The following is a 16,486-nucleotide window of genomic DNA, read 5'->3' as shown; positions in this document are numbered from 1 at the left end:
GGGCGCGTTTGATTTCCTACAATGGAACGACGATGTACGACTTGCTGAAAACCATCGACGACCCGGCGGATCTGCGCCGCCTCGATCGTCGCCAACTCCAACCGCTCGCGGATGAACTGCGCGCGTTCGTGCTCGACAGCGTGTCGAAGACGGGCGGCCATCTGTCGTCCAACCTCGGGACGGTCGAGCTGACGATCGCGTTGCACTACGTGTTCAACACGCCGAACGACCGGATCGTCTGGGACGTGGGTCACCAGACCTACCCGCACAAGATCCTGACCGGCCGCCGCGACCAGATGCATACGCTGCGCCAGTACGACGGCATCTCGGGTTTCCCGCGCCGCAGCGAGTCGGAATACGACACGTTCGGCACCGCGCACTCGAGCACGTCGATCTCGGCCGCGCTCGGCATGGCGATCGGCAGCCAGCTGAACGGCGACGACCGTTTCTCGATCGCGGTGATCGGCGACGGCGCGATGACGGCCGGCATGGCGTTCGAGGCGATGAACAACGCGGGCGTGTCGGAGGATGCGAAGCTGCTCGTGATCCTCAACGACAACGACATGTCGATTTCGCCGCCGGTCGGCGCGCTGAACCGCCATCTCGCGCGCCTGATGTCGGGCCGCTTCTACGCGGCCGCGCGGGCGGGCGTCGAGCGCGTGCTGAGCGTCGCTCCGCCGGTGCTCGAACTCGCGCGCAAGCTCGAGGAGCACGCGAAGGGCATGGTCGTGCCGGCCACGCTGTTCGAAGAGTTCGGCTTCAACTACATCGGCCCGATCGACGGTCACGATCTCGATTCGCTGATCCCGACGCTGCAGAACATCCGCGAACTGCGCGGTCCGCAATTCCTGCACGTGGTGACGAAGAAAGGCCAGGGCTACAAGCTCGCCGAAGCGGATCCCGTGCTCTATCACGGCCCCGGCAAGTTCAATCCGGCCGAAGGCATCAAGCCGTCGCCCACGCCCGCGAAGAAGACGTACACGCAGGTGTTCGGCGAGTGGCTGTGCGATGAAGCCGAGCGCGATACGCGCGTCGTCGGCATCACGCCCGCGATGCGCGAAGGCTCGGGCATGGTCGAGTTCGAGAAGCGCTTCAAGGATCGCTACTACGACGTCGGCATCGCCGAGCAGCACGCGGTCACGTTCGCGGGCGGCCTCGCGACCGAAGGGCTGAAGCCCGTCGTCGCGATCTACTCGACGTTCCTGCAGCGTGCATACGACCAGCTGATCCACGACGTCGCGCTGCAGAACCTGCCGGTCGTGTTCGCGATCGACCGCGCGGGCCTCGTCGGCGCCGACGGTGCGACGCATGCGGGCGCATACGATCTCGCGTTCATGCGCTGCATCCCGAACATGACGATCATGGCCGCGTCCGACGAAAACGAATGCCGCCAGATGCTGCACACGGCGCTGCAGCAGCCGAACCCGACCGCGGTGCGCTATCCGCGCGGCGCGGGCACGGGCGTGGCGACGGTGAAGGAATTCACCGAGATCCCGCTCGGCAAGGGCGAAGTGCGTCGCCGCACCGCGCAGCCGGAAGGCAAGCGCGTCGCGATTCTCGCGTTCGGCACGATGGTCGCTCCGTCGCTCGCGGCGGCCGACGAACTCGACGCGACAGTCGCGAACATGCGCTTCGTGAAGCCGGTCGATGCGGCGCTCGTGCGTGAACTCGCGGAGACGCACGACTACCTCGTCACGGTCGAGGAAGGTTGCGTGATGGGCGGCGCAGGCTCTGCATGCGTCGAAGCCCTGATGGAGAGTGGGGTTATCCGACCCGTACTACAATTGGGCCTCCCTGACCAGTTCATCGATCATGGCGATCCCGCGAAGCTGCTGTCGCAATGCGGCCTCGACGGCGCGGGCATCGCGAAATCGATTCGCGAACGCTTCCTGAGCCCGGCGGCCGCTGTCGCCGGTCAGGCGAAGCGCGTCGCATAAGCTGGCGCCGCCTGCGGGCGGCGTCGGTGCGACTGGCGCAACCGGTCTACATTGATGCGGAAAACATGGGCCTGCGGGCCCATGTTGCTTTTCCGGCTGCCGCGTGACGCGGCGTGCGCGTCGTCGAACGCGCGGCTTACAAGGATTGAACAAGATGAACCAGATGAATCCCGCCTTCGTGATGCCCGACGTGCAGAGCACGGTGGATACCCGCCAGATTCCGATTCAGCGCGTGGGCGTGAAGGCGGTCCGGCATCCGTTGACGGTGTGCACCGAAAGCGGCGACGTGCAGCCGAGCGTCGGCGTCTGGAACCTCGACGTGCGCCTGCCCGCCGATCAGAAGGGCACGCACATGTCGCGCTTCGTCGCGCTGCTCGAAGAGAACCGCGCGCCGCTGACGGTTCAGCGCTTCCGCGCGATGCTCGCGTCGATGCTCGAGAAGCTGGAAGCCGAAGCCGGCCGCATCGAAGTCACGTTCCCGTACTTCGTGAACAAGACGGCGCCGGTGTCGGGCGTGCAGAGTCTGCTCGACTATGAAGTGACGCTCGCCGGCGACAGCCGCAACGGCGAAACGCGCGTGTTCCTGAAGGTGCTCGTGCCGGTGACGAGTCTCTGCCCGTGCTCGAAGAAGATCTCGCAGTACGGCGCGCACAACCAGCGCTCGCACGTGACGATCGATGCCGAGCTCGCGGCCGACCTGCCGGTCGAAGCGCTGATCCGCATCGCGGAAGAAGAGGCATCGTGCGAGCTGTGGGGCTTGCTGAAGCGTCCGGACGAGAAGTTCGTCACGGAGCGCGCGTACGAGAATCCGAAGTTCGTCGAGGATCTGGTGCGCGACGTCGCGCAGCGTCTCGATGCGGACGAGCGCGTGATTGCCTACGTGCTCGAGGCCGAGAACTTCGAGTCGATCCACAATCACAGCGCGTATGCGCTGATCGAGCGCGACAAGCGGCACGCCGCGTAACTTCCGGTGCCGCGGCGCTGCGTCATTCTGCTGCTGCAATGAAAGAAGGCCGGTCGATCGAGCGGCCTTCTCGTTTTCGCGCGTGTGCCGGGGTGCACCGGCGCGTCGCGCGGCTCAGCGTGCGAGCGATGCGAGATCCCAGCGCGGCTTCACCGTGAACGCATAGTCGGCATTCGCCTGTTCCGGCCAGCGGCCGAGCCGCAATGCGCCGGCGAGCGCGATCATCGCGCCGTTGTCCGTGCACAGTGCAAGATCGGGGTAGTGCACGTCGAAGCCGCGCTTCGCTGCCGCGGCCGACAGCGCCGCGCGCAGCTGGCGGTTCGCGCCGACGCCGCCGGCCACCACCAGGCGCTTGAGCTTCGTCTGCTTCAGCGCCGCGAGCGATTTCGCGACGAGCACGTCGACGGCCGCGTCGACGAAGCCGCGTGCGAGGTCGGCCTTCGCGCGTTCGAGCGCTTCGCCTTCGAGCTTCGCCGCCTCGAACTTCTTCATCTGCGTGAGCACCGCCGTTTTCAGGCCGCTGAAGCTGAAGTCGAGATCGCCCGAATGCAGCATCGGCCGCGGCAGCACGACGGCGCCCGGCGTGCCGGTTTCCGCGAGCTTCGATACTTCCGGGCCGCCCGGATAGCCGAGGCCGATCAGCTTCGCCGTCTTGTCGAACGCTTCGCCGGCCGCATCGTCGAGCGTCTCGCCGAGCGTCTCGTACACGCCGACGTCGGTCACGCGCATCAGTTGCGTATGGCCGCCCGACACCAGCAGTGCGATGAACGGGAACGGCGGCGGCTCGTCGACGAGCAGCGGCGACAGCAGGTGGCCTTCGAGATGGTGGATGCCGACGGTCGGCTTGTTCCAGGCGAGCGCGAGTGCGTTCGCGATGCTCGCGCCGACCAGCAGCGCGCCGGCGAGGCCGGGGCCTTGCGTGAACGCGATCGCGTCGATGTCGTCGCGGCGCGTGCCGCTTTGCGCCATCACTTCCTCGAGCAGCGGCAGTGCGCGGCGGATGTGGTCGCGCGACGCGAGCTCGGGCACGACGCCGCCGTATTCGCGGTGCATCGCGATCTGCGAGTGAAGCGCGTGCGCGAGCAGGCCGCGCTGCGTGTCGTAGAGCGCGAGGCCGGTTTCGTCGCAGGAGCTTTCGATGCCGAGAACGAGCATGGGTCGGGGCGGGGCGCGCCGGTTCGAGCGCGCCGCAGGAAGGTCAACGTAACCCGAAATTATAGCAGGCGGGGGCCGGGCGCCGCCGCGGGCGGCCCCGGGCGGAAGGCCGGGCAGGTACAATCCGCGCCATGGAAACTTACGACATCGCCGTGATCGGCGCGGGCGCCGCCGGGATGATGAGCGCCGCGGTCGCCGGGCAACTCGGCCGCCGCGTGGTGCTGATCGACCACGCACCGCGGCTCGCCGAGAAAATCCGCATCTCGGGCGGCGGCCGCTGCAACTTCACGAATCTGTACGCGGGCCCCGACAACTACCTGTCGTCGAATCCGCATTTCGCGCGCTCGGCGCTCGCGCGCTACACGCCGCGCGACTTCCTCGGGCTGCTGAAGCGCCATCACGTCACGTGGCACGAAAAGCACAAGGGGCAGCTGTTCTGCGATCACGGCAGCGACGCGATCATCGACGTGCTGAAGCACGAATGCGATGCCGGCGGCATCGCGTGGCGCCGTCCGGTCGTCGTCGACGCAGTGCGGCACGCATCGGCCGACGGCTTCACGCTCGACACGCAGCAGGCGGGGCCGATCCGCGCGCGGGCGCTGATCGTCGCGACCGGCGGCCTGTCGATCCCGAAGATCGGCGCGACGGACTTCGGCTACCGGCTCGCGAAGCAGTTCGGCCACAAGCTCGTCGATACGCGCCCGGCGCTCGTGCCGCTCACGTTCGCGCAGCAGGACTGGGCGCCGTTCGCGGCGCTGTCCGGCGTGTCGCTCGAAGTGCGCGTGTCGACCGGCGACCGCAAGCGCGGCGGCGAATTCGTCGAGGATCTGCTGCTGACGCATCGCGGCCTGTCGGGCCCCGGCATCCTGCAGATCTCCAGCTACTGGCAGTCGGGCGACCCGATCCGCATCGACCTGCTGCCGCAGCGCGACGTCGTGGCCGATCTGCTGGACGCGAAGCGCACGTCGAAGCGGCAGATCGGCTCGCTGCTCGCGGACTGGGTGCCGTCGCGCCTCGCGCACGTGTGGCTGGACACGCATCGCGTCGCGGCCGATGCGCGGCTCGCGGACCTGCCCGACAAGACGCTGCGCCAGATCGGCGACGCGCTGTCCGGCTGGACGCTGACGCCGAACGGCACCGAAGGCTACAAGAAGGCCGAGGTGACGAAGGGCGGCGTCGATACGCGCGAACTGTCGTCGGCAACGATGATGAGCGCGCGAGTGCCGGGCCTGTTCTTCATCGGCGAGGCGGTGGACGTGACGGGCTGGCTCGGCGGCTACAACTTCCAGTGGGCATGGGCATCCGGAACGGCGGCCGGCCAGGCGGCCGCCGAATTCGCGCGCGGGGAGTAACGCGCGCGGCCGGCCGTTGACGGGACCGGGCCCTTATGTCTTCGTGCGGCGCTCTGCTATACTCGTAAATCTTCCCTGCAAACCTTTATTCGTGTCGGATCATGACGATCATTCGCGTTAAAGAAAACGAGCCGTTCGAAGTCGCCATGCGCCGCTTCAAGCGCACGATCGAGAAGAACGGTCTGCTGACCGAGCTTCGTGCGCGGGAGTTCTACGAGAAGCCGACCGCGGAGCGCAAGCGCAAGAAGGCTGCTGCGGTGAAGCGTCATTACAAGCGCATCCGCAGCCAGACGTTGCCGAAGAAGCTGTACTGAACGATTGAGCGCCGCGCGGTTCGCTGAGCGGCGCACCGGCGACCGCCGCACGATCGGCCTCGATCGGCGCTCGCGAGTCGCCGATGCCGGATTCGAGCAACCCGCTTGAGACATAGTCCCAAGCGGGTTTTTGTGTTGACGTCCATTCGCGGGCGTCGAAGTCACGTTTCCATCCCGGGTGCAAGATGAGTTTGAAAGAGCAGATCAGCGAAGACATGAAGGCCGCGATGCGCGCGAAAGAAAGCGAGCGTCTGGCGACGATTCGCCTGCTGCTGGCCGCGATCAAGCAGCGCGAGGTTGACGATCGGGTGACCCTCGACGACGCGGGCATCACCGCCGTGATCGACAAGATGCTCAAGCAGCGCAAGGACTCGATCAGCCAGTTCCAGGCCGCCGGCCGCGACGATCTCGTCGCGAAGGAGCAGGCCGAGGTCACCGTGCTGGCCGCATACATGCCCGCGCAGCTGTCGGATGCCGAAGTGGCCGCCGAAGTCGAGGCCGCGGTCGCGGCAACGGGCGCAGCCGGCCCGCAGGACATGGGCAAGGTGATGGGCGTGCTGAAGGGCAAGCTCGCCGGTCGTGCCGACATGACGGCCGTTTCCGCGCAGGTCAAGGCCGCGCTGTCGAAGTAAAACCCGCATTCCGGCGCGTCGCATGCGCGTGCGCCGGGGTGTCGTATTGTCTTTTTTTTCGCTCGATCCCACGGTGATTCCGCATTCGTTCCTGCAGGATTTGCTGAACCGCGTCGATATCGTCGACGTGGTGGGCCGGTACGTGCAGCTCAAGAAGGGCGGCGCCAACTTCATGGGGTTGTGCCCGTTTCACAACGAGAAGAGCCCGTCGTTTACCGTCAGCCCGACCAAGCAGTTCTATCACTGCTTCGGCTGCGGCGCGCACGGCACCGCGATCGGCTTTCTGATGGAGCATGCAGGGCTGACGTTCCCGGAAGCCGTGCAGGAGCTCGCGCAGTCGGTCGGGCTGACCGTGCCGCACGAGCCGTCGATGCGCGGCGGGGGCGGAGGCGGCGCGAGCGGCGATTATCCGGCGCCCGTGTCGAAATCGGTCGCCACTGCGCTGTCGGACGTGATGTCCGTCGCGTGCGACTACTACCGAAAGCAACTGCGCGGCGCGACCGTCGCGATCCAGTATCTGAAGAACCGGGGCCTGACCGGCGAGATCGCCGCGCGCTTCGGGCTCGGTTACGCGCCGGACGGCTGGCAGAACCTCGAAACCGCGTTCCCCGACTACCGCGACGATTCGCTCGTCGAATCGGGGCTCGTGATCGTCAGCGAGAAGACCGACGCGCAAGGCGTCGCGCGGCGCTACGACCGGTTCCGCGAGCGGATCATGTTCCCGATCCGCAACGTGAAGGGGCAGGTGATCGGCTTCGGCGGCCGCGTGCTCGGCAGCGGCGAGCCCAAGTACCTGAACTCGCCCGAAACGCCGCTGTTCAACAAGGGCAGCGAGTTGTACGGGCTGTTCGAGGCGCGTCTCGCTATCCGCGAGCGCAAGTACGTGCTGGTCGTCGAAGGCTACATGGACGTCGTCGCGCTCGCGCAGCTCGGCTTCCCGAATGCGGTCGCGACGCTCGGCACCGCCTGTACGCCGATCCACGTGCAGAAGCTGCTGCGCCAGACCGATACGGTCATTTTCAGCTTCGACGGCGATGCGGCCGGCCGGCGTGCGGCGCGCCGCGCGCTCGAAGCATGCCTGCCGCATGCGGCGGACAACCGGACGATCCGATTCCTGTTCCTGCCGGCCGAACATGATCCGGACAGCTACGTACGCGAATTCGGCGCCGACGCGTTCTCCGAGCAGGTCGAACGCGCGATGCCGCTGTCGCAATTTCTGTTGAACGAAGCGATTGCCGGCAAGGCGCTCGACCAGCCGGAAGGGCGCGCGAAGGCGCTGTTCGACGCGAAGCCGCTGCTGCAGGCGCTGCCGGCGAACGCGCTGCGCGCGCAGATCATGCACATGTTCGCCGACCGTCTCGACATTCCGTTCGAGGAGGTCGCGGCGCTGTCGGAGGTCGATGCGCGCATCGCGGCGCCGGCGCGCCAGGCGCCCGCGCGCAGCGAGCGGCGGCGCGTGACCGACAGCGAAAAGCGCGCGTTGCGCACGCTCGTGATGCATCCGCGGATCGCGTCGCAGCTCGACGACGAACAGCTTGCGACCCTGCGCGCGCTGCCGCGCATCGGCGAGCTGTTCGCCGAAGTCGTCGACCATGCGCGCGCGCTGGGCGACGGTGCCGAGTTCCGGCTGCTGTCCGATGTCCTGCGAACGTCGGCGAATGCCGCGACTTACGAGGAAATCTTCCGCGAAATTCTGGACTATGATGAAAACGTCCGCGATTTGCTGTTACAGAATCCGGAAGACGAGACGGTGCCCGAGCGGCAGCGTGAACAGGAGCGGATCGCGGGGGAGGAGCTGCAGGCGGCGGTGCTCAAGATGCGCTATGACGCCTGCTGCGACCGGCTCGACCGGCTCGCGCGGCAATCCACCTTCACACCCGAGGAACTGGCTGAATTGACGGAATTGAACCAGCAGCGAACCGACATGAAGCGTCGGCTCGGGCTGTAGGCGGCCGGGGCGCCGAGAGAGGGGCTCCCCAGCGTGCTATAATATAAGGTTTCCAGCGGTTTGTTTTCCAAGCAGAGGCGAGAATCGCGATGGCAAAGACGACAGGCGGAAAGAAAGCAACAGGCAAGGGCTCGACGGAGCCGACCAAAAAGGTCACAGCGGCCAAGTCTGCTTCTTCCACCAGGACAACGTCTTCAGCCACGTCAGCTCCTGCAGGAAAGAAAACCGCGGCCGGCACTGCTCAGGCTGCGCCGGCGCCGGCAGCCAGATCACGGGCTGCCGCCAGACCCGACTCCGGGCCGGCCAAGCCGGCGGCGAAGCGGGCAAGTGCGAAAAGCGCAAGGGACACGACTGCCGCCGCGGACGAAACGGCAGTACGTACTACTCATGCACCCACGGTTCAACCGGCTGTCGTCCAGCAGCCGCGAGTCGATATAGCCGGTACGGCGAACTCCATGACCAAAAAGCTGAACGAAGTATCCGTCGATGACGACGCAAATCAGAGCGACGAGCAGCCCGCAGCCGCGGCTGCTCCGGGCAAGTCCAAGGTGCGCGATCGTCGCGCCAAGGAAAAGGCGCTGCTGAAGGAAGCGTTCGCGACGAGCACGCCCGGCACGGCCGAGGAGCTCGAAGAGCGCCGCGTGAAGCTGCGCGCGCTGATCAAGCTCGGCAAGGAGCGCGGCTTCCTCACGTATGCCGAAATCAACGACCACCTGCCGGACAACTTCACCGAGACCGAAGCCCTCGAAGGCATCATCGGCACGTTCAACGACATGGGCGTGGCCGTTTACGAGCAGGCGCCGGACGCGGAAACGCTGCTCCTGAACGACAACGCGCCGGCCGCGTCGTCGGACGATGAAGTCGAGGAAGAGGCGGAAGTCGCGCTGTCGACCGTCGATTCGGAATTCGGCCGCACGACCGATCCGGTCCGGATGTACATGCGCGAGATGGGCACGGTCGAGCTGCTCACGCGCGAAGGCGAAATCGAGATCGCGAAGCGGATCGAGGACGGCCTGCGCCACATGGTGATGGCGATTTCCGCATGCCCGACGACGATCGCCGACATCCTCGCGATGGCCGAGCGTGTCGCGAACGAAGAGATCCGCGTCGACGAGCTCGTCGACGGCCTGCTCGATCCGAATGCTTCGGACTCCGCCGATACCGACGGTTTCTCCGCGAAGGAAGCCGAAGCGATCGAGAACGAGAACGAGGAAGAAGAAGAGGAAGAGGAAGAAGAGGAAGAGGAGGACGATGACGGCGCCGCGCAGGCGTCGGCCAATGCCGCCCAGCTCGAAGCCCTCAAGCGTGCATCGCTCGAGAAGTTCTCGCAGATCAGCGAGTGGTTCGACAAGATGCGCCGCGCGTTCGAGAAGGAAGGCTACAAGTCGAAGTCCTACCTGAAGGCGCAGGAAACGATCCAGACCGAGCTGATGACGATCCGCTTCACCGCGCGTACCGTCGAGCGTCTGTGCGACACGCTGCGTGCGCAAGTGGACGAAGTGCGTCAGGTCGAGCGTCAGATCCTGCACATCGTCGTCGACAAGTGCGGGATGCCGCGTTCGGAATTCATCGCGCGCTTCCCGGGCAGCGAGACGGATCTCGACTGGGCCGAGAAGATCGCGGCCGAAGGTCATCCGTACAGCGCGGTCCTGTCGCGCAACATCCCGGCGATCCGCGAACAGCAGCAGCGCCTGCTCGACCTGCAGGCGCGCGTCGTGCTGCCGCTGAAGGACCTGAAGGAAACCAACCGCCAGATGGCGGCCGGCGAACTGAAGGCGCGCCAGGCGAAGCGTGAAATGACCGAGGCCAACCTGCGTCTCGTGATCTCGATCGCGAAGAAGTACACGAACCGCGGCCTGCAGTTCCTCGACCTGATCCAGGAAGGCAACATCGGCCTGATGAAGGCGGTGGACAAGTTCGAATACCGTCGTGGCTACAAGTTCTCGACCTATGCGACGTGGTGGATTCGCCAGGCCATCACGCGTTCGATCGCGGACCAGGCGCGCACGATCCGTATTCCGGTTCACATGATCGAGACGATCAACAAGATGAACCGCATCTCGCGGCAGATCCTGCAGGAAACCGGTCTCGAGCCGGATCCGGCAACGCTCGCCGAGAAGATGGAGATGCCGGAAGACAAGATCCGCAAGATCATGAAGATCGCGAAGGAGCCGATCTCGATGGAAACGCCGATCGGTGACGACGACGATTCCCATCTCGGCGATTTCATCGAGGACAACAACACGGTCGCGCCGGCGGATGCCGCGCTGCATGCGAGCATGCGCGACGTCGTGAAGGACGTGCTCGATTCGCTGACGCCGCGCGAGGCGAAGGTGCTGCGGATGCGCTTCGGTATCGAGATGAGCACCGATCACACGCTCGAGGAAGTCGGCAAGCAGTTCGACGTCACCCGCGAGCGGATCCGTCAGATCGAGGCGAAGGCGCTGCGCAAGCTGCGTCACCCGAGCCGTTCCGACAAGCTGAAGTCGTTCCTCGAAGGGAACTGATTTCCAGCGTCTCACTTGCGAACGCCGCCGGTGTCCACGCGATGCCGGTGGCGTTTGTCCTCTGTAGCGTCTTTGTTGTTACAATGCCGGCCCGGCTTCGTTGCCGGGGCAGCGCGTAGCATGCTGTGCTTCTCGTTTGGGCCCCTAGCTCATGCTTGGTTAGAGCAGCGAACTCATAATTCGTTGGTGCCGGGTTCGACTCCCGGGGGGCCCACCAGATTCCATTCCACGCAGATGCGAGGGATATCGCAAACCCGCGACGGCTTCCTGCCTCGCGGGTTTTTTCTTGGGCACCGCACAACGGGCGCGGCGTCAGGAGTGCCGCGGGTTCCGGACCGAGCCGTCAATTTTCTCGATCGCGGATGCAAGTATTCCCGAGTGCATGGAAGGCGGGTGGACACTCGGGGGCGGCGAGGGTGCCGGTCTTGCCGTTGCATCCGAGGCGGTCCACGCCGACGGGACAAGTCACTGCGGACGTGTCCGGGGCAGCAACGGTCGCAATGGGCGCGGGCGTGTCGCCGGACCGTCCTGGTACCGATGTCCGCATATCGCTCGGAAAAGCGGGGGCTGCCTGCGCGCGCAATTCGGGAGCTGCCTGCCTGACCGGCGCGTGGCGACTGCCGTGCGGCGTCTTCGGCGGTGAACGCCGCGCTTGCTCGCCGGACTGCGATGCTGGCGCGGGTGTCGTTGCGACGGCGACCGGCCGATGTCGATGACCTGCTGCCAAATAGGCAATGGCTGCGGCGGCGCACACCAGCGGCACGTAGCGAAGTAGCGTGCGACGCTGTTTCGGTGGAGGCTCGATCGCGTTTCCCGTGCCGAACGGCGCATGTCCGCGAGCGTGGTCGATCGCGATCGGTGTGCGTTGCTCCGAGTCGCTTGCGACGGGCTTTTTCTCGGCCGATGGGCGCGGCGCGACGGTGAACCCTCGCCGTTCGTCGACTGCGTCGGACTGACGGCGCCCGGTATCGAGCGCTGGCGGCACGACCGCCGCGAGCGCTGCCGCAGGTGCGGGCACAACGTGCCAAGTTGCAGGACGGCTTGGCTGAACCGGCGTCCGCGCTGTCGGGGCGTCCGGAACCGGATGTGGAATCAGGTTCAGCTCGTGCGCGAGCATACGCAGCCATGGCAATGGCCACGGGTCGCGACCGGGTGTCGACAGCAGACGGTCCAGCGCGTCGATGCCGCAGATATCGACGCGCGGGTCCGGCGGAATGCGCAGACACGATCCCTGCGGAATGCCGGGTTCGAATACCACCGCACCTTTCGGATAGGAGACCGGCAGGTCATTGGGGAGATGCTCCGACATCGCATCGCGTAGTGCGTGATTGTTGCGCAACGCCTGCTGGTAACCGTTTTTGACGAGCGTGGTCGTGCCATCGGCGGCTGCGAGCGTCCATTGGCCGTTCTGCTGACCGGTCACGGGCGCCCGGTAGCCCTTGATTTCGAGCTGTAGCGTGGTCGTCTCGGTGCCGACGACGATATCGACCTGTCGTTCGCGCAACGAGATGTCGCAGATGACGATCGCAGCCTGGCCGTGCTCGGCAAGCCTGCGAAGAATGCGCTCGAGCACATTCTTCTCGGATGAGTTCAGCGCTTCGGCGCTGCCGAAATAGAGTTCGATGTTTTTCATTATTGATTCGATCGAGCGGCGGCTTGCGCTGCCGTTGAACGGATGGCCCAGTTCCGTATTCAAGCACAATTCGCATTTTCGCCGACGTTGCCGCAGAGGAGTCCAACCATCGCTGGTCGGATCGGGCAGACTTTATCGAAACAACCCGAAAGGGAATCGCGCCGCCATCAATCAAGTATTCTGTAACGCGGCTGGCCCGGGCACGAAGCGTCTCTTGGGCCATCGGACCGTCGGTCGGCGCCGCGCTCCGCCCGGCAGCCAGAACAATCACAAACCGACTTCGCCCGACAGTGGGGAGCGTCCATCATGACCATGCTGCGTTCGTGGAGTGCGATTCTGTCGTTGCTGATGCTTGCCGCGTGCGCCAGCCTGCCGCCGCAAACCGATCGCGCGCCGACGCATGCGTACACCGATACCGCGAACACTCGCTTGGGCGTCGCGTTCCGCCAGCAGGCCGATGCCCATCCGGGGCAGGATGCGTTTCATCTGCTGCGCGACCCGGTCGATGCGCTCGATGCGCGCGTGCTGCTCGCCGATCGCGCGGACCGCTCGCTGGACCTGCAGTACTACATCTGGCACGACGACCTGACCGGGCATGAACTCGCGGACGCGGTGATGCGCGCCGCCGATCGCGGTGTGCGCGTGCGCGTGCTGCTCGACGACCTCGGCACGAATGCGGACGACCGCAAGCTGCTCGAGATCAGTTCGCATCCGAACATCGAGATCCGGCTGTTCAATCCAGTCGCCACGCGCAGTTTCAAGAAGATCGGCACGGTGTTCGAGTTCGCACGCGTGAACCGGCGCATGCACAACAAGGCGATGATTGCGGACAACCAGGCGGCGATCGTCGGCGGCCGCAATATCGGCGACGAGTATTTCGGCGCGTCGTCGATGCTGGAATTCGGCGATCTCGACGTGGTTGTGCACGGCCCCGTCGTGAACGACATCTCGACCGAGTTCGATACGTTCTGGAATTCACCGTATGCGTTTTCGATCGGTGCACTGGTGGGCCACGACGCGGCGCCCGGCGGCCTCGATCGCGAGCGCGAACGGCTGCGCGATTACCTGCGTGCGATGGAGGACAATCCCTACGTGCTCGAGGCGCACCAGCGGCTCGACCGGATCGTGCACGGCCAGGGCACGGAACTTTCTTGGGGGCACGCGACGGTGCTGTACGACGATCCGGCGAAGATCGCACGCGCACCGAAGGACAGCGAAGGACACCTGATGCCGCAGTTGCGCGCACTCGCGCTGCGGCCCGAGCACGAACTGCTGATCGTGTCGCCGTACTTCGTGCCGGGCAGGGAGATGGTCGAGCGGCTGCATGCGCTGACCGCGCGCGGCGTGCGCGTGACGATCCTGACCAACTCGCTCGCATCGACCGACGTCTCGGCCGTGCATGCCGGTTACCGGCGCTACCGGCGCGCGCTGCTCGACGCCGGCGTGCGGCTTTACGAGCGGCGGCCGTCCGGCGACAGGAGCATCTCGAAGCAGGTCATCATCGGTTCGTCGCGTGCGTCGCTGCACGCGAAGACGTATGTATTCGATCGCAAGAGCATCTTCATCGGCTCGATGAATCTCGATCCCCGTTCGCTGAATCTGAACACCGAGATCGGCGTTTATTGCGAGAGCCCGGCGATTGCATCCGAAGTCGCGAATGACCTGGAGCCGCGGCTCGATCGAATCGCGTGGCGTGTCGAAGCGAGCACCGACCCGGCCGGACACGGGCGACTCAAGTGGATTCAGACCGACGACGGCGGCAAGGTGACCGAGCTCGATCACGAACCGGAGGTGTCGACGGCGCGGCGCATCGAGGTCTGGTTCCTCGGCCTGTTCCCGATCGAATCGCAGCTGTGATGCCGCCGGGCGGCGCCGGCGCGCGCACGGCCCCGGGCGTGCTGCAACGTTCGCGCCCGGGACCGCTCCGTCATCGCGCGATCACCGCGCGAAATCCGACGTGCTCTGGATGAACGTGTTCAGCTTCGAGATGTTCACGCTGCCGAAACCCGTCGTTGCGTCCCAGCCGGCCTTCGCGTTGTAGCCGTAGCCGCCGCTGCCGTTGTTGCCGGACGTGACATCGTGCAGCAGCGCCGCGTTGCTCGGGAAATACTTGTAGATGCTCGACGCAGGGAAACCGAGCGCGTTGTTGTTCGCCGATTGCAGCCGCGCCCAGATGCCGGTGAAGATCGGCGCGGCGAGGCTCGTGCCGCCTTCGTTGTTCAGGTAGCCCGAACCCCACAGCGTGTCGGACGTCTTGCCGTTCACCACGAGGATCGCGCCGGTGCGCAGGTCGGCGTCGAAGCCGACGTCCGGCAGCGCGCGCCGGGTCGAACCGGTGAGCGTCGACGATTGCCACGACGGCGCGGCTTCGTACTTGCTGTAGCCGCCGCCCGTCGACCACACGGTGCCCGACTGCCAGCTCGGATCGTTCCACACGATTTCGCTGTTGTACGCGTTGGTCGACGTATTGGTGAACAGCGTCGTGCCGCCCACTGCGATCACGTACGGCGACGTTGCCGGTTCGCTCACCGTGTAGGTCGAACGCGACGGCTTGCCGCTCGCGCATTCGTACGCACCGTGGTCGCCGGCGGATACGGAGAAGGTTTGCCCCTGCGCGACCGCCTGCTTGAAGATGGTGTCGTCGGTCGCCTGCGAGCCGGTGCTGTACGCGGACGATTCGCATACGCCGAGCGACACGTTGATGACCTTCGCGACGTTGTCGCTCACCGCGCGGTTGTACGCGGCGGTGATCGCGGTGAGCGTCATCGACGGCGCGACGTAGAACACGACCTGCTTCACGCTGCCGCCGGCCGCGCCGACGATCGACTGGCTGTCGAGGTTCCATTCGACGGTGCCCGATGTATCGGTGTACGAACTGCCGGCCGGGCCGGTCTGCACGACGCTGCTGCTGATCGTGCCGAGGCCGTTGTTCGCGGCGAACGTGTTCAGGTCGCTGACCGTCTGCGACAGGTCGCCTTCGGAGATGATGCCGACCGTTGTCTGCGAGGCCGTCGGCGTGCCGTCGCCGCCGTAGATCGACGAGAACTCGGTCGGGTTGTGCGGCACCGCGGATGCGCCCGCGGGAATCGTCAGGTTGCTGGTGTTGCCTTCCGGCGTGCCGCCGGCACCGGTATGCACGAGCTCGACGTTCTGCAGGCCCAGCACGGCGCCGACGATGCCGCCGATCGCGTTCGGTACCTGCGCGGCATCGCTGTTCGCGTAGACGCTGCGGCCGTTGTGCGTGAAGCGCTTGAGCGTGGTGCGGAACGCCGACTTGACCGTGGCCGCGGTGCCGGACGCGGACACGAGCAGGCGGTTCGGCGCGACCACGATGTTGACGAAGCCGGCCTTGCGCAGATGCGCGACGACGGATGCGACCTGCTGGTCGGTCGGCGCGTACTGTGCGGCGAACTGCGCGGATGTGAGGAATTGCCTGTAGTGCGGCGAGCCCGGCGTGTGCAGGTCGCGCAGGTACTGGTCGAGCTGCGCTTCGTTGCGCAGGTTCAGCCCGAGCACGATGTCGACCGATTCGCCGGGCGCCATCTCGGTCGCAGCCGCAGCCGCGGCGGCCGTGCTGGCCGCCGGCGCGCCGGCGGTACTGCTGCTTTCGCCCTGCTGGACGAGCGGCAGGAAACCCTTGGTGCGCGTTTCGGTCCAGCCGGCGGCCGGTGCGGCATGGACGGTAGCCATGCCGAACGACGCGGCGGCCGCGGCGGCGAAGGCGAGCTTGACGATGCGGATGTGCTTTTGTTTCTTGTCTGCAACCTGATTCATTTTGAATTACCCCTCCGGTTGAACATCGAACTGCACGAACGACAACGGTCGACGACGGCGCGGATCGTGCGCCGCCGGTTTTCGCCGCACCTGCGCGGATGGCGCGGGCGCGACGAGGCTTTCGCCCGACCCGGAAAGGCGGTGATCCTCCGGGGGCGAAATGCTGGAATGCTCGGTAACGGGAGTGCTGCGCCGCGATGCGGCGCGGCCGTGCCGGCTGGCCTGACGCCGGCGGGGTGGCTAGAGCAACAGTTTCGGTGTCCTGCTCAT

Annotated in this window: 11 protein-coding genes and 1 tRNA gene; 9 read left to right on the top strand and 3 right to left on the bottom strand. The window is 66.0% G+C overall.

The window, feature by feature from the left end; translation table 11 throughout:
- Positions 1-32: 32 nt before the first annotated feature.
- Both dxs and folE2 read left to right on the top strand, forming a co-directional pair.
- Positions 33-1,937, top strand: a complete 1,905-nt coding sequence (gene dxs / locus Q3A80_RS03235; RefSeq protein ID WP_446327633.1) for a 1-deoxy-D-xylulose-5-phosphate synthase — start codon at positions 33-35, stop codon at positions 1,935-1,937.
- Between the two features lie 154 nt (positions 1,938-2,091).
- Entirely contained in the window at positions 2,092-2,901 is an 810-nt protein-coding gene (gene folE2 / locus Q3A80_RS03230; RefSeq protein WP_446327632.1) for a GTP cyclohydrolase FolE2, read from the top strand.
- Positions 2,902-3,015: 114 nt separating this feature from the next.
- Here the strand turns inward: folE2 and tsaD are convergent, their stop codons facing one another.
- Positions 3,016-4,056, bottom strand: coding sequence for a tRNA (adenosine(37)-N6)-threonylcarbamoyltransferase complex transferase subunit TsaD (gene tsaD / locus Q3A80_RS03225; RefSeq protein ID WP_446327631.1), 1,041 nt, complete (start codon positions 4,054-4,056; stop codon positions 3,016-3,018).
- A gap of 122 nt (positions 4,057-4,178) precedes the next feature.
- On the opposite strand from tsaD, the gene Q3A80_RS03220 reads away from it, so the two are divergent.
- From Q3A80_RS03220 to Q3A80_RS03195, 6 genes are all read left to right on the top strand, one after another.
- Positions 4,179-5,408 carry an NAD(P)/FAD-dependent oxidoreductase gene (locus Q3A80_RS03220; protein WP_446327803.1) on the top strand — a complete coding sequence of 410 codons (1,230 nt, stop codon included), beginning with the start codon at positions 4,179-4,181 and terminating at the stop codon, positions 5,406-5,408.
- 101 nt (positions 5,409-5,509) lie between these two features.
- Positions 5,510-5,722 carry a 30S ribosomal protein S21 gene (gene rpsU, locus Q3A80_RS03215; protein WP_006479415.1) on the top strand — a complete coding sequence of 71 codons (213 nt, stop codon included), beginning with the start codon at positions 5,510-5,512 and terminating at the stop codon, positions 5,720-5,722.
- A gap of 185 nt (positions 5,723-5,907) precedes the next feature.
- Positions 5,908-6,354 (top strand): GatB/YqeY domain-containing protein, encoded by a 447-nt coding sequence (locus Q3A80_RS03210; protein ID WP_446327630.1) that lies wholly within the window; start codon positions 5,908-5,910, stop codon positions 6,352-6,354.
- 73 nt (positions 6,355-6,427) lie between these two features.
- A complete protein-coding gene (dnaG, locus tag Q3A80_RS03205) occupies positions 6,428-8,302 on the top strand; it encodes a DNA primase (protein WP_446327629.1) in 1,875 nt (624 codons plus the stop codon).
- Between the two features lie 89 nt (positions 8,303-8,391).
- Positions 8,392-10,809, top strand: coding sequence for an RNA polymerase sigma factor RpoD (rpoD, locus tag Q3A80_RS03200; RefSeq protein WP_446327628.1), 2,418 nt, complete (start codon positions 8,392-8,394; stop codon positions 10,807-10,809).
- A gap of 138 nt (positions 10,810-10,947) precedes the next feature.
- Positions 10,948-11,026 (top strand) — tRNA-Ile (locus tag Q3A80_RS03195).
- A 126-nt stretch (positions 11,027-11,152) separates the two neighbouring features.
- Here the strand turns inward: Q3A80_RS03195 and Q3A80_RS03190 are convergent.
- Positions 11,153-12,505: an NERD domain-containing protein gene (locus Q3A80_RS03190; RefSeq protein WP_446327627.1), complete on the bottom strand. Its 1,353-nt coding sequence runs from the start codon at positions 12,503-12,505 to the stop codon at positions 11,153-11,155.
- Positions 12,506-12,748: 243 nt separating this feature from the next.
- Here Q3A80_RS03190 and Q3A80_RS03185 point away from each other — a divergent pair, with 243 nt between their 5' ends.
- Positions 12,749-14,299: a phospholipase D-like domain-containing protein gene (locus tag Q3A80_RS03185; RefSeq protein WP_446327626.1), complete on the top strand. Its 1,551-nt coding sequence runs from the start codon at positions 12,749-12,751 to the stop codon at positions 14,297-14,299.
- Positions 14,300-14,380: 81 nt separating this feature from the next.
- On the opposite strand, the gene Q3A80_RS03180 is transcribed toward Q3A80_RS03185, so the two are convergent.
- Entirely contained in the window at positions 14,381-16,216 is a 1,836-nt protein-coding gene (locus tag Q3A80_RS03180; protein ID WP_446327625.1) for a S53 family peptidase, read from the bottom strand.
- Between the last annotated feature and the right edge of the window lie 270 nt (positions 16,217-16,486).

It is taken from the genome of Burkholderia sp. SR8 (assembly GCF_052851275.1).
The sequence above is the reverse complement of the archived record's forward strand: the minus strand, read 5'-3'. Positions and strand labels throughout refer to the sequence as shown.

What these genes read in the sequence shown, in the direction of transcription:
- dxs (WP_446327633.1), top strand. Translation starts at nt 33, where the DNA reads ATGTACGACTTGCTGAAAACCATCGACGACCCGGCGGATCTGCGCCGC.
- folE2 (WP_446327632.1), top strand. Translation starts at nt 2,092, where the DNA reads ATGAACCAGATGAATCCCGCCTTCGTGATGCCCGACGTGCAGAGCACG.
- tsaD (WP_446327631.1), bottom strand. Translation starts at nt 4,056, where the DNA reads ATGCTCGTTCTCGGCATCGAAAGCTCCTGCGACGAAACCGGCCTCGCG.
- rpsU (WP_006479415.1), top strand. Translation starts at nt 5,510, where the DNA reads ATGACGATCATTCGCGTTAAAGAAAACGAGCCGTTCGAAGTCGCCATG.
- Q3A80_RS03210 (WP_446327630.1), top strand. Translation starts at nt 5,908, where the DNA reads ATGAGTTTGAAAGAGCAGATCAGCGAAGACATGAAGGCCGCGATGCGC.
- rpoD (WP_446327628.1), top strand. Translation starts at nt 8,392, where the DNA reads ATGGCAAAGACGACAGGCGGAAAGAAAGCAACAGGCAAGGGCTCGACG.
- Q3A80_RS03185 (WP_446327626.1), top strand. Translation starts at nt 12,749, where the DNA reads ATGACCATGCTGCGTTCGTGGAGTGCGATTCTGTCGTTGCTGATGCTT.
- Q3A80_RS03180 (WP_446327625.1), bottom strand. Translation starts at nt 16,216, where the DNA reads ATGAATCAGGTTGCAGACAAGAAACAAAAGCACATCCGCATCGTCAAG.